Annotated in this window: 15 protein-coding genes and 1 pseudogene; 2 read left to right on the plus strand and 14 right to left on the minus strand. The window is 44.6% G+C overall.

What is annotated here, in order from left to right:
- Positions 1-335: 335 nt before the first annotated feature.
- Positions 336-914 (plus strand): annotated as a pseudogene (locus tag ABL924_RS16165) (IS481 family transposase); the annotation flags it as partial.
- A gap of 109 nt (positions 915-1,023) precedes the next feature.
- Positions 1,024-1,464: a hypothetical protein gene (locus ABL924_RS16170; RefSeq protein WP_349028133.1), complete on the plus strand. Its 441-nt coding sequence runs from the start codon at positions 1,024-1,026 to the stop codon at positions 1,462-1,464.
- Positions 1,465-1,740: 276 nt separating this feature from the next.
- Here ABL924_RS16170 and ispF read toward each other — a convergent pair whose 3' ends face one another.
- The 14 genes from ispF to ABL924_RS16240 form a co-directional block, all read right to left on the minus strand.
- Positions 1,741-2,232: a 2-C-methyl-D-erythritol 2,4-cyclodiphosphate synthase gene (ispF, locus tag ABL924_RS16175; RefSeq protein WP_349028134.1), complete on the minus strand. Its 492-nt coding sequence runs from the start codon at positions 2,230-2,232 to the stop codon at positions 1,741-1,743.
- Positions 2,229-2,954, minus strand: a complete 726-nt coding sequence (ispD, locus tag ABL924_RS16180) for a 2-C-methyl-D-erythritol 4-phosphate cytidylyltransferase (RefSeq protein ID WP_349028135.1) — start codon at positions 2,952-2,954, stop codon at positions 2,229-2,231. Before ispD ends, ispF begins: the two co-directional genes overlap by 4 nt.
- Positions 2,955-3,102: 148 nt before the next feature.
- Positions 3,103-3,303 (minus strand): hypothetical protein, encoded by a 201-nt coding sequence (locus tag ABL924_RS16185; RefSeq protein ID WP_349028136.1) that lies wholly within the window; start codon positions 3,301-3,303, stop codon positions 3,103-3,105.
- 18 nt (positions 3,304-3,321) lie between these two features.
- On the minus strand, positions 3,322-3,615 hold the full coding sequence (locus ABL924_RS16190; protein ID WP_349028137.1) for a hypothetical protein: 294 nt from the start codon (positions 3,613-3,615) through the stop codon (positions 3,322-3,324).
- A gap of 161 nt (positions 3,616-3,776) precedes the next feature.
- Entirely contained in the window at positions 3,777-4,238 is a 462-nt protein-coding gene (locus tag ABL924_RS16195) for a hypothetical protein (RefSeq protein WP_349028138.1), read from the minus strand.
- A gap of 30 nt (positions 4,239-4,268) precedes the next feature.
- Positions 4,269-4,643 carry a hypothetical protein gene (locus ABL924_RS16200; protein WP_349028139.1) on the minus strand — a complete coding sequence of 125 codons (375 nt, stop codon included), beginning with the start codon at positions 4,641-4,643 and terminating at the stop codon, positions 4,269-4,271.
- A gap of 228 nt (positions 4,644-4,871) precedes the next feature.
- A complete protein-coding gene (ftsB, locus tag ABL924_RS16205) occupies positions 4,872-5,147 on the minus strand; it encodes a cell division protein FtsB (RefSeq protein WP_349028147.1) in 276 nt (91 codons plus the stop codon).
- Positions 5,148-5,231: 84 nt separating this feature from the next.
- On the minus strand, positions 5,232-5,651 hold the full coding sequence (locus ABL924_RS16210; RefSeq protein ID WP_349028140.1) for a GNAT family N-acetyltransferase: 420 nt from the start codon (positions 5,649-5,651) through the stop codon (positions 5,232-5,234).
- A 73-nt stretch (positions 5,652-5,724) separates the two neighbouring features.
- Positions 5,725-7,005: a phosphopyruvate hydratase gene (eno, locus tag ABL924_RS16215; protein WP_349028141.1), complete on the minus strand. Its 1,281-nt coding sequence runs from the start codon at positions 7,003-7,005 to the stop codon at positions 5,725-5,727.
- Positions 7,006-7,013: 8 nt separating this feature from the next.
- Positions 7,014-7,847: a 3-deoxy-8-phosphooctulonate synthase gene (kdsA, locus tag ABL924_RS16220; RefSeq protein WP_349028142.1), complete on the minus strand. Its 834-nt coding sequence runs from the start codon at positions 7,845-7,847 to the stop codon at positions 7,014-7,016.
- Entirely contained in the window at positions 7,847-9,478 is a 1,632-nt protein-coding gene (locus ABL924_RS16225) for a CTP synthase (protein WP_349028143.1), read from the minus strand. The genes kdsA and ABL924_RS16225 overlap by 1 nt, the downstream gene beginning before the upstream one ends.
- A gap of 56 nt (positions 9,479-9,534) precedes the next feature.
- On the minus strand, positions 9,535-10,890 hold the full coding sequence (gene tilS, locus ABL924_RS16230; RefSeq protein WP_349028144.1) for a tRNA lysidine(34) synthetase TilS: 1,356 nt from the start codon (positions 10,888-10,890) through the stop codon (positions 9,535-9,537).
- Between the two features lie 215 nt (positions 10,891-11,105).
- Complete coding sequence (locus ABL924_RS16235; RefSeq protein ID WP_349028145.1) at positions 11,106-11,663, minus strand: hypothetical protein; 558 nt, start codon at positions 11,661-11,663, stop codon at positions 11,106-11,108.
- Between the two features lie 292 nt (positions 11,664-11,955).
- Entirely contained in the window at positions 11,956-12,156 is a 201-nt protein-coding gene (locus tag ABL924_RS16240) for a hypothetical protein (RefSeq protein WP_349028146.1), read from the minus strand.
- Positions 12,157-12,374 lie beyond the last annotated feature (218 nt).

The raw sequence follows: 12,374 nt of genomic DNA on the forward strand, positions 1-12,374 counted from the left end.
CCGCCATAATAGTTTTGAGTCATAGTCGTCCCGGTTCAAAAAACGCGTCACTTAGATCTAGCTTAACTCTCCGTCCAGCAAGCTGGACAACCCCGTCGCCGTCGTTTGACCAAATGAACTCAACAAGTAATCGCTAACTATTTCTAACAGTTCTGTATTCATCCTTATAGTTTACTTTAACTATGGGTGCGTAAGGTGAGTTATTAATATATTGCTCGAGTTCGATCAGATGCTCGCTCTGTCCGCAGCCAGGCCCAGGGGCGCGCAATGGCGGCAGACCCAAAGGTATAACCGCCAAAAGCCGAATCCACCGCTTGTGCAGCAGAAACCCTGTATATTGTGACAACAGTCCGATTACCAGGAGCCGTATTTTCCAGCAAGTCATAGACTATTTGGGAATAGAAATTATCGTTCATATGCCGAAAGACAGCGACGGTACGCAGGTAACTTCCCGATCAAAAGGCAAGGTCGAACGGCCATTCCGTACTGTCAAGGAAGTCCACGAAACCCTTTATCATTTCCACGAACCTAAAAATGAAGCGGAAGCCAACGAATGGTTGTTTAACTACCTGATCCGCTACAACGACAAGGAACATCGGTCTGAACCACACTCAAGGATGGAAGATTGGCAGATTAATATCTCGGCTTCTGGCATCCGTGAGATGTGTTCCTGGGATCGGTTTTGCACTTTTGCCCGTGAACCGGAACGCCGTACAGTCGGGCTGGATGCCCGTGTCGGTGTTGACGGCGAAAGCTATGAAGTCGATCCCGATTTGGCCAAGGAAACTGTCGTGTTGTGGTGGTGGCTGTTTGACAGCGAATTATATGTTGAATTTAGGGACAAACGGTATGGTCCCTATCAGCCAGTTGGTGGGCCAATACCACTAGGGCGATACCGCGCATACAAAAAAACAAGCAACAAAACCGTTATGAAAGAATCTACTTTTTTTGACATGCTGCTAATGGGTGTTAAGTTAATTTTGTAACAATTTGTTGCGTCATTAACAGCCATTTGGAGAACAAATGAACATGCAAATCTATAAAAATACAATCAAAGCAATATCAGCACTAGCCTTTATTTTCAGTGTTGGATTTGCTCAAAACGTATACGCAATCGAGAATGAGGCTGCGTGCAAGGCTCATATACAAGACAAAATCGCTTGGGAAAATAATTCATCCTACAATAGCTCTTCGCATTGGGAAGATAGCACCTTAGAAACATTGTGCAAAGGCACAAACAACCCTAAAGAACCTGGCACTTGTTTTCATGATGTGATGACAGGACATGTAAAATGGGGTAAGAATGATAAATGGGATTGGAAAAATGCTGTCGCCCTGTGTGCAGGAACTGATGATTCAGCCCAAAGAATTAGCTGCTTTAAGGCAAAACTCGACGCTAGCGAAAAGTGGGATGATGCTATTTCTCACTGCAACCCTAAGAAGCTTGAAAACGTAGCTGAATAAATCGTTACAAAGACTTAGCCACTATAAATGGGCTAGATTTTAATTTTATAATATTAAACTTTTTTTCAAATGCCTATTCAACGGGAAGGCGAGTAGGCAGTTGTTAAATTTATTCTGGAAATCAATGGGAGTCATACTCGGTTAATTTTGATCCTCACAATACACGCGAAACTGCCTTACATGTTTTTCAACATTTTCTATGCGAACCTGAAAATTACGACTATGAAACGGATAAGCACACTTTCGAGGCTCTGATTAAACCCTTAACTAGTGGGTTTAAGAAGGGATCGAGTTGTTATTTTCAATCAATACTACAGAATGTACGGCAATACCTTCTTTTCGTCCTTCAAAACCCAATTTTTCGGTGGTGGTTGCTTTTACGTTGATACGGTCGATATCAACTTGTAAATCAGCCGCTATGTTTTCGCAAATGGCGGTTATATATGGTGCCATTTTAGGGGCTTGGGCAACAATGGTAATATCAGTATTACCTAGGCTGTAGCCTTTGTCTTGAACGATACGGTAAACATGGCGGAGCAAAACTCGGCTATCTGCACCTTTGAACTCAGGGTCGGTATCGGGAAAATGTTTGCCAATATCACCCAGTGCCGCCGCACCTAATAACGCGTCACATAAAGCATGAAGCACTACGTCACCGTCTGAGTGCGCTTCCAAACCTTGTTCGTAAGGAATTTTTACGCCACCTAGAATGATGTGGTCACCATCATTAAAACGGTGAACATCGTAACCTTGCCCTACTCTTATCATTGTCGCTCCATGTAAAATTGTGCCAATGCCAAGTCTTCAGGCCGTGTGATTTTGATGTTATCGGGACGGCCCTCGGCGATTTTCGGTGTCAACCCCATTAACTCTAATGCACTGGCTTCATCTGTGACCGCAGAATTGCCCTCGGCTTCTTCCAAGGCTGATTTTAGCAGGCCATAACGAAACATTTGCGGCGTTAAAGCCCGCCATATTTGCCGTCTATCTAGTGTGCCGAGAATATCATAGCCCTGAACGTTTTTCAGGGTGTCGTGGGAAGACAAGGCTAAAATCCCGCCAACGTCGTCATTAACTAATGTATCTATCAGTAAGTGTATATCGGCTGTGGTCAAACACGGTCTGGCGGCATCATGCACCAACACCCAGTCGTCATCGTTAGCCTTATCTCGGATAGACTTCAAACCCGATAACACCGAATCCGCCCTTTCCTTGCCGCCCGGTGCGGTAATGATAAGCTCATGCTTTCCTATATCGAGTTCAGGCCAGTAAGGGTCTTCTGCTGAGATGGCAACGACTACGGCTGAGAACACATTGGCTTGTAATAAGCGAGATAAAGTATGTTCTATCACCGTTTTACCAGCCAATTCAAGATACTGTTTGGGTCGGTCGGCATTCATGCGCTTGCCTACGCCAGCGGCGGGGACGACTGCCCAGAATTTAATTGACCACAAAGATTCGTAGGCTGGGTTAGGTTCGTTCAGCGCCATAAGCCATGCAAAACGGGTGTTTGGGCGAGCCGTAACCCAACAAAAAAAGATTCGGGATGAGGCAAACGTTGGGTTACTACGACGCGCCCAAAAGCTTGTGGTCGTCTAATCGATGCTGCCATGCGCGTCTAACCCAACCTACACATACTTAAAATAACTTTTTCGACGTTGTTTTAGGTTTTTGTGACGCTAAGGCAATTTCAAGTGCGGTTTCAAGGCGCACGACCCGCATGGTCAAGTCTTCAATTCGCATTTGTTGTCCTTTAATGGTATCAGCCATCCGTTCGACCTTATCGTCCATTTTTATGACTGTGGCTAACACATCCCATACTTTCTCCGAAATGCCCATAGCCTTATCCCTTGTAGCCTATGCAGTTTGCTTATTGCACTTTATACCGGCATCCAGTTCTGCCAAACGTTGTTCCGACGCGGCGACGAAAGCCAACGCATCATCAATAGATTTTTCAGTTTTGGCGGTGATTTTGACAACCTGATCCAGCAAGCCTTCCAATAAATCCTGATCTTCCGATGCGGAATAACTTTCCCCCGCACGGCGCAGAAATTCACCCGTCGAAAGCCCCGCCGCTTTGGCTTTGGCGGTCAATTGTTGTTTTTGAAATTTGGTTACGAGAACCGGGATACGTTCAGTTGCAGTTGTCATGGACACTCCTCATGAATATGGTCAGCGCATGGTCATGATAACAGGGGGCAGATTTTTTGCAATTGGATTTTTGGATGTAGAACGGATGCCCGAAGGTTGATCCGTCAAAAACGTACCATGAAATTAATTCGTCGGATTCCAAAACGACCCCGACTTACGGGTTAGAACCTAATAACAGTTTTAGGGTTTTGCCAAAACGCTCTAATTATTTTTTCTGCTTTGTCATTATCTATACTCTGCTCTGTCGGCACAGGATGATAAATTCCTATTTTACTTGCTGGGATTGCATTGTCTAAAGAATCAAAATAATAAAGCCATCTAATATCTCGTTGATGCGGATTATTTGACAAATAATCTGGTGGTAACTCTTCTAACAGTTTGTAAGTTATCGAATTTGCCGCTAACCCCACACCAACGTACCCATGTCCACTAGCATACGCAAAAATCCAAGCCCCTTCACCAATTCTGTCGCGAAGAATTTGCGTCCCTCTGTCACCTAATTCGCCATCAAAACCCGCCACAATAACGTTATTAGTCAAAAGATATTTCCACCAATCACCGAGTTTTTGTCTGTTTTCATGCTTAAGACTAGCAATATCACCGATATTAAAATCATGATTCATAACAATTATCCATGAACAAAAAGCATAAATTTATTTATTTTTTAAAATATTTCCATCAAAGGCACAAGCAGCCCCATGAAAATACGAACAATTTTCTTCTGAAATCTCCCCTACTTTTTTACCTTTTTTTCCATCTTTAAAAGTGACGTTTACCATACAATTTTCTGCGCCTTCTTCTTTTGTATAATTTCCAAATTTGAGTGTATTGCCAATATAATTTCCTACTCCAGCAATAGTTCCTGAACAACCACCTGTCCCCGTAGAAGCGCTTACTGCAACAATACCTTTTTCATTATCAAGCACTATTATTCTCATCGATAAATCACCTTCACCATGACCAGAATAATCCCCTTCAATTTCGTATGTTGCGTTTGCATTAGAAGACAGTAATGCTAAAAACATCAAAAAATATTTAATTTGTTTTACCTAAAAATAATAAGTTGAAAAGATAAAAGGTTTTAAATGCCACATCCAATAAAATTATAATTGAATGAATTAGTAAGTAATCACACAGAGTTTAGACTAATATGAGAAATTGGGAGCAGCCCGTAGTTGGGCTGAATGCAATGAAGCCTAACAAATCGAAGCCCCGAACATTGGGCTTTGCTATGGGTCTGTGACCAAACTACAAATTTACTTCTCCTCAATCACCTGAAAAAACGTCTCATTTTCCTTAATCATCCCCAACTCATCCCGCGCCCGTTCTTCAATTGCTTCTTGGCCCTTCCGTAAGTCTAACACTTCGGCATAAAGCGCATCGTTACGTTCTTTTTTTTCTTTGGTTTTTTCTTTCAGGACATCTAAGCGGGCTTGGTATTCTTTTATTTGGAAGACACTGCCATCCCCCACCCACAGGCGGTATTGCAGGTGGATTATCAGTAACATAATGATGGCAATTAGGATTTTAATATGTTTTTTCTCGCATTAACAAACTGATCGTCTTGCAGACATTAAAAAAATATTAATGTCTGCAAATTAGCAAGCAATAGACAACTATGCCGCATTCCGCATGGAAACGACTGACATCAGTCGTTTCGGTACTTTAAAACCTCTTTCAAGAAAAAAATCTTGCGTATCTTCAAACGGGGCAGCATAAACTGGAACCCCCTTACATTTCTCAATAACATAAGTGAGTAAAGACGAACCAATACCCTTACGTTGAAACTCAGGTCGGACAATTAACTCACCAATAAAAGTAGAAAAAGCGTTGTCAGTAAAGGCACTGACATATCCGACTAATGTGCCGTTCACATCTCTACAATAAGCAATGATTGGATAAGCAGAGATAGACCTTGTTAAAATATTAACATCATAGTCGCTTTCTTTTCCCCACCCAACAGATACCATCAAATCAAGTAGTTCATTTGGATTTATATTTTTGTCAGTGAACAATTCAAAAGCACAATCAACCATAAAATTCTCCTTTGTTTTGCTTGTTAATTAACCAAATAACATCAGCGACTAAAGTGGCCACGAAAATATATGCTTACAACATCTTAAACGCACTACGACCCGCATATTTCGCCGCACTGCCCAACTCTTCTTCAATCTTCATCAAACGGTTGTATTTGGCAACACGGTCTGAACGGCTGAGTGAACCGGTCTTGATTTGGCCAGTACCCGTAGCAACCGCCAAGTCAGCAATCGTAGTATCTTCGGTTTCGCCGGAGCGGTGCGACATGACGGCGGTATAACCCGCTTTATGCGCCATATCAACGGCTGCGAAGGTTTCTGTTAACGTACCGATTTGGTTGACTTTAATTAGGATGGAATTGGCGATATTTCTTTCGATGCCTTTCTTTAATATCGCCGGATTGGTTACGAATAAATCGTCACCGACTAATTGGATGCGGTTGCCGAGTTTTTCGGTCATTAATTTCCAGCCGTCCCAATCGTTTTCGTCGAAGCCGTCTTCAATGCTGATGATGGGGTATTTGTTGACCCAATCCACAAAGAAATCCGCCATTTGCGCTGACGAGTAGGTTTTGCTTTCTGAGGCCAGATCGTAAATGCCGTCGTGATAATATTCGGAAGCCGCCGCATCCAGGCCTAAATAAATATCTTTGCCGGGTTTGTAACCAGCTTGTTCAATTGCTTGCAGGATGACGCTGATGGCTTCTTCGTTAGATGATAAGTTTGGCGCAAAGCCGCCTTCATCACCGACTGTGGTTGCCAAGCCTTTTGATTTCAGGACTTTCGCCAAGTTATGGAATACTTCCGCACCGTAACGGATGGCTTCGCGGAAGTTAGGTGCGCCAACAGGCAAGATCATGAATTCTTGCAGGTCAACACTATTATCGGCATGTGAGCCGCCGTTGATGATGTTCATCATTGGTACGGGTAAAATGAATTCGCCGGATTTATTGAAATGTTTGTACAAAGGCTGTCCGGCTTCTTTTGCCGAGGCATGCGCCGCGGCCATCGATACCGCCAACATGGCATTTGCGCCCAGGCGGGCTTTGGTGTCAGTGCCATCTAACGCAATCATTTTATTGTCAAGAGCAGCTTGATCAGCGGCATCCAACCCAACAACGGCAGAACGGATTTCAGTTAAGACGTTATTGACCGCCTTTAATACACCTTTGCCCAAATAACGGGCTTTGTCGCCGTCACGCAATTCGATAGCTTCACGCTCTCCGGTAGATGCGCCGGATGGCACCATCGCGCTACCGACGATGCCGGATGCCAGGATGACATCCGCTTCTACGGTTGGATTACCGCGTGAATCTAAAATTTCTCTTGCTTTGATCTCTTTAATGACTGCCATTGTGTTTCCTATAAGGTTGTTTCTATGAGTGCAGTTGCTTTAACTGCCTTGTCGATGGTTAATAACACTTCTAATAATTCTTGCATTCTGTGTAACGGCCAGGAGTTAGGGCCGTCGCTTTTGGCTTCCGCTGGATTGGGGTGCGTTTCCATAAATAGTCCTGCAATGCCAACTGCTGTTGCCGCCCGCGCCAATACTGGGACAAATTCACGTTGCCCGCCTGAATGTGTACCTTGACCACCGGGCAATTGCACCGAATGGGTGGCATCGAACACGACCGGACAGCCCGTGTCACGCATCACCGCGAGTGAACGCATATCCGAGACCAGATTATTATAGCCAAATGATACACCGCGTTCGCAAACCATGATTTGCTCATTTCCGGTGGCTTTGGCTTTTTTGGCGACATGTACCATATCCCACGGTGCTAAAAATTGACCTTTCTTAATATTTACAGCTATTCCTTGTGAGGCTACAGCTTGAATAAAATTGGTTTGTCTGCATAAAAATGCGGGCGTCTGCATGACATCAACTACGCTTGCGACTTCTGACAGCGGCGTGTCCTCGTGGACATCCGTTAAAACGGGTACGGCAATCTGTTTTTTGACGTTACTCAATATGTTCAAGCCCGTTTCCAAGCCCAATCCCCGAAAGGTTTCGTGGGAAGATCGATTGGCCTTATCGAACGAGGATTTGTAGATAAAAGGAATATTTAACGCTGTTGTCAATTCTTTTAGATAACCAGCGGTATCTATCGCTAATTGTTCGCTTTCGATGACGCAAGGCCCTGCGATCAAAAAAAATGGCTGGTCTAAACCGACTTCAAAACCGCATAGCTTCATTAAACTGTTTCCTTTTTGTGTTGTGCCGCCGCCGTCACAAAACCGGAAAACAGCGGATGGCCTCTTCTGGGTGTTGAGGTAAATTCAGGATGGAATTGGCAAGCCAGAAACCAAGGGTGGTTAGGGATTTCTATGACTTCCACCAAACGTCCGTCGATGGATTTGCCCGAAAAACGTAAACCTGCTTTTTCTAATCGTTCAAAATATTGATTATTGAATTCGTATCGATGGCGATGGCGTTCAGTAATTACATCTTTCTGGTACATCTGGCAAGCCAAAGAATCCTGCTTTAAGCGACATTGCTGCCCACCGAGCCGCATCGAACCACCCAAATCGGATTGCTCGTCCCGGATTTCCACTTGACCTTTATCATCCATCCACTCCGTAATCAGGCCGATGACCGGATGGGGGGATTTAGGTAAAAACTCCGTACTGTGCGCGCCTTCCAATCCTGCAACATCCCTGGCGAATTCAATAACGGCGACCTGCATGCCCAAACAAATCCCTAAATAGGGAATCTTGTTCTCACGTGCGTAACGGACTGTGGCTATTTTACCTTCTATGCCACGCTCACCAAAACCACCAGGAACCAGGATCGCATCCACCTCTTTTAACTTGGCAGTGCCTTCATCCTCAATGGTTTCGGAGTCGATGTAGATGATTTTTACTTTATTTAAGGTAGAAATACCGGCGTGGATCAGTGCTTCATTCAATGACTTATAAGCATCGGAATGATCGACATATTTGCCGACAATCGCAATCGTAACCTCGGATGTCGGGTGCGATAACGCGTCCACCACTTTCTGCCATTCGCTTAGATCGGCTTTAGGAACATTTAACCTGAGCTTGTTGACGACAATCTCATCGAGTCCTTGTTCATGGAGCAGTAAAGGAATCCGGTAAATTGAATCGGCATCGACAGCCGAGATAACAGCCTTTTCCTCCACGTTGGTAAACAGGGCAATCTTACGTCGGTCACTTTCGGGGATGGGTTGCTCAGATCTACAGATCAAAATGTCGGGCTGGATACCTATAGAACGCAGCTCTTTCACCGAATGTTGTGTGGGTTTGGTTTTTATCTCTCCGGCAGAGCGGATATAAGGCACGAGGGTAAGATGGATAAATAAGGCTCGTTCCGCCCCTAATTCCACGCGCATCTGACGAATGGCTTCCAGAAATGGCAGGGATTCAATATCACCGACTGTTCCCCCGATTTCAATCAGCGCAATGTCCTTACCCTCTGCGCTTTGGTAAATACGGTTTTTTATTTCATCGGTAATATGTGGAATTACCTGGACAGTCGCCCCCAAGTATTCGCCCTTACGTTCCCTGCGTAGCACGCTGTCGTAAACCTGACCTGCCGTGAAACTATTCTTACGGGTCAACGTAGTTTTGAGAAAGCGCTCGTAATGGCCTAAATCCAGGTCGGTTTCTGCGCCGTCTTCGGTCACGAACACCTCGCCGTGTTGAAACGGACTCATCGTGCCTGGATCGACATTTATATAAGGATCCAGCTTGGTCATGGTGACTTTAAGTCCACGCGCTTCCAAGATAGCAGCAAGTGATGATGCGGCAATGCCTTTGCCGAGCGATGACACAACGCCGCCAGTGATGAAAATGTATTTTGTCATGTAAGGATAGGTGGACTTCAAATAATAACTGACGTGCTTTTGCTTAACTGTGTATTTTAATCGACATCAGGCGTGCCGTCATTGCCTTTTGGATTTATTTTGTGGCGGATGATGCGTAAACAAGGCTCTTTCTTAAGACTATAAAACTCATTGCTGATCCAATGTTCACCGACTGCTGCCAGTGTATCGTCCAGATAGATCAAAGGCATTCTCGCCCTTTCCCAAGTTGGAACACCCGCTTCTTGATAAAGTTTCTTTAAAGGATGATGGCCGCTACGATTTGGCAATTCGATGCTTTCACCACCGGAACGGAATCTTACCGTTATCCTGGCATTTCGCCATAATTCGGCGGATATCCCGCTTGATGAATCAACGACTTCGTAAGTAACGTCATCCACTATTTGTAATAATCTATCATCAGAAGGCCAAATCAGCTCGTCACCTAAGCGATTTTGTGTAGGTTTTAGGCAATACAACGTGTTCCGGTAACGACGGAAACAATAACCTTGAGTTGTTAATACGGGATTGGCATCATCCCGCGCCGCCACAACTTCATCCAGAACCTTTTGTACAAAATTCTGGCTTGGCATTTTCAAACCCAAGTGCTGAAACCATTGCCGGATGATTAGCTGTTGCTGTAACAACGGATAATCTTTTAAGCGACTAAGGTTTAAGGTGTTATCACTTGGATGGATAACAGCTGTCAACAAATCACCGGAAAGGGTATCTATTAGCGCCTGGGCATTGGAGCAATGCTTGGCAGAACGTGACACGGTTTTGTCCAAAGACGGCCAACGCTGCTTTAACAGCGGAAGGATGTCATTGCGTAAGAAATTACGGTCGAAATGCGTGTATTGATTACTGGGGTCTTCAATCCACTCCAATTGATTGGCTTCGGCATAGTCGATAATTGCGTTTTTGCTGACATCCAGCAACGGCCTGACCAGCTTACCTTGCCCAAACGCCATGCTTTCCGGCATCCCAGACAAGCCTTTAAGTCCACTGCCACGAAACAATTGCAGCAGCACAGTTTCCAGTTGATCTTCGGCATGTTGGGCTAATAACAGCACATCATCTTTTCCGAGTAGCGGTTTCAAAGCCTCATAACGGGCATTCCTAGCCGCTTCTTCAGGGCTTTCTCCCAGCTCGGCAGTCGCATTCACAGCTAACGAAAGAAATTTAATGCCAAGATTATTGCAAACTGATTCGCAATGTTTACACCAAGCTTCAGCTTCTTTCTGCAAACCATGATTGATATAGACAGCAGTCAGTTTCTTTTTAAGTCGTTCGTCGGATGCATTGAGGTGCAGTAAAACATGGGAATCGATACCACCGCTGTAAGCAATATAAAGATTATTGATATAGGATTGGACGAGGAACGAAGCCCATTGTTCTAAATTGATGCGCTTCACTTTGTTCAGCACATCCTATGGCTCTCGTTCGTAATCATTAATAGAGTTATAGTTTATTCCTCAAGTAAAATGTGACCAAGAGACAGGCAACATACCCCGTCATGCGAAAGAGGAGAATAAAATTACCCCCTCATCCTAACCTTCTCCCTCAAGGGAGAAGGGACTAAATCGCTTAACTTAACGGCATTGATTTGAAATCCCGTCTCGCGAAAAACTTAATTGATTATAAAGGATTTTATTAAAGCGCCCGTTAGTGCATTCCGAACGTATTGGGCATGCTTGCCTGTGGTGCTGTTGTAACCTAACACACCAATATCAGGTGAACCATTGCCATCCAAATCAAAACTAATCAGGGAAATGGGTTGTATCAATCGGCTATCACTAATATAAACAACCCTCTTGAGCAGTTTTCCGGTAAAACCATCTATCGTATCAACGACGGCATTGGCATTTGCCAAGATACGTAATACTGCCATGTCTTTATAGCCGTTGCGGTTTAGGTCGGGCAAATTGGTTGAACCTATAACGCTAGGGACGGTGATAGGCTTGGATACTGCCAGTGGGCTTTGGGCAGACAACTCGTAGCCATCATTGCCGTATCCGGTACCAATTTTAACGTAGAAAGTACCTGCCACTAGGTTTACTTTATAGTTGCTGAATTCTGAGCCGTAGTACCATTGAGTGTCGCTAAAAATAGTCGCCCCACCTAAATCAAATATTGTAAATCCAACGTAATCTCTAGTTGTTGTTGGCTGCAAGCGAAAATTAAACACTATCGCTGTGGGCTTAGTTAAAACTATTTTATAGTAATCAGCGGGGAGTCGCTATTTTTGCGAAAGCTTGTTTTGAGGACGTCCTGTCCAAACAAGCGGCAAAAACTTAACGCGACCGCCAATGCCTGCGGCTGCCCCAGCCGTCCTGCTACCCTCGTCCCATACCCGACAAGGGGTATGGGACATCGTTGCGCAATGACTCGACGCGATGTCGTAAAGCTGTGCATTTTCACGCCGCAAACAGCGCTTCGTGAAAACACACAGCACTATCGCTTCTGGGGACTAAAAATCTTCACTCCGCTAACGCTACGTTTCCAGGATTTTCAGCGTATGTAGAAGCATTATCAAAACTGGCGGTAAATACCTCATTAAGCCTCATCGGTGTCGCCGTCGCTGTCGTATTATTTGGTTCAGCTTCAAAACCCGCATTGGCAACCGAGGCAATGCCCAGCAGTACCGCTAAAACCACATGTAAACCAATAATTTTTTTCATGTTAATCCTCGTTGTTTTAGTTAAAAGTTCGTAAAGTCTTGCAGCCGGACGGGGCATGCCGCCGATTTCGCAAGGTTTCGACGTGGCACAAAAAACCATTCATCAGCAAAACGTGAGTAACGGGGTAACATACCTGTCTCTTAATCACAACTCAGCGAGTTCCGATTTGCTGAGTTGGTATCCCTGGAGCCGTTCTTGTAAACGAAACCAACCGTGCC

The sequence above is a fragment of the Methyloglobulus sp. genome, assembly GCF_040079455.1.
In the GTDB taxonomy this organism is placed as follows: Bacteria; Pseudomonadota; Gammaproteobacteria; order Methylococcales; family Methylomonadaceae; genus Methyloglobulus.

Bases quoted from the DNA above. Each gene is read 5' to 3' on its own strand.
- ABL924_RS16210 (WP_349028140.1), bottom strand. From the start codon at position 5,651: ATGGTTGATTGTGCTTTTGAATTGTTCACTGACAAAAATATAAATCCA.
- kdsA (WP_349028142.1), bottom strand. From the start codon at position 7,847: ATGAAGCTATGCGGTTTTGAAGTCGGTTTAGACCAGCCATTTTTTTTG.
- ispD (WP_349028135.1), bottom strand. From the start codon at position 2,954: ATGGCGCTGAACGAACCTAACCCAGCCTACGAATCTTTGTGGTCAATT.
- ABL924_RS16240 (WP_349028146.1), bottom strand. From the start codon at position 12,156: ATGAAAAAAATTATTGGTTTACATGTGGTTTTAGCGGTACTGCTGGGC.
- ispF (WP_349028134.1), bottom strand. From the start codon at position 2,232: ATGATAAGAGTAGGGCAAGGTTACGATGTTCACCGTTTTAATGATGGT.
- ABL924_RS16170 (WP_349028133.1), top strand. From the start codon at position 1,024: ATGAACATGCAAATCTATAAAAATACAATCAAAGCAATATCAGCACTA.
- eno (WP_349028141.1), bottom strand. From the start codon at position 7,005: ATGGCAGTCATTAAAGAGATCAAAGCAAGAGAAATTTTAGATTCACGC.
- ABL924_RS16195 (WP_349028138.1), bottom strand. From the start codon at position 4,238: ATGAATCATGATTTTAATATCGGTGATATTGCTAGTCTTAAGCATGAA.
- ABL924_RS16190 (WP_349028137.1), bottom strand. From the start codon at position 3,615: ATGACAACTGCAACTGAACGTATCCCGGTTCTCGTAACCAAATTTCAA.
- ABL924_RS16185 (WP_349028136.1), bottom strand. From the start codon at position 3,303: ATGGGCATTTCGGAGAAAGTATGGGATGTGTTAGCCACAGTCATAAAA.
- ABL924_RS16225 (WP_349028143.1), bottom strand. From the start codon at position 9,478: ATGACAAAATACATTTTCATCACTGGCGGCGTTGTGTCATCGCTCGGC.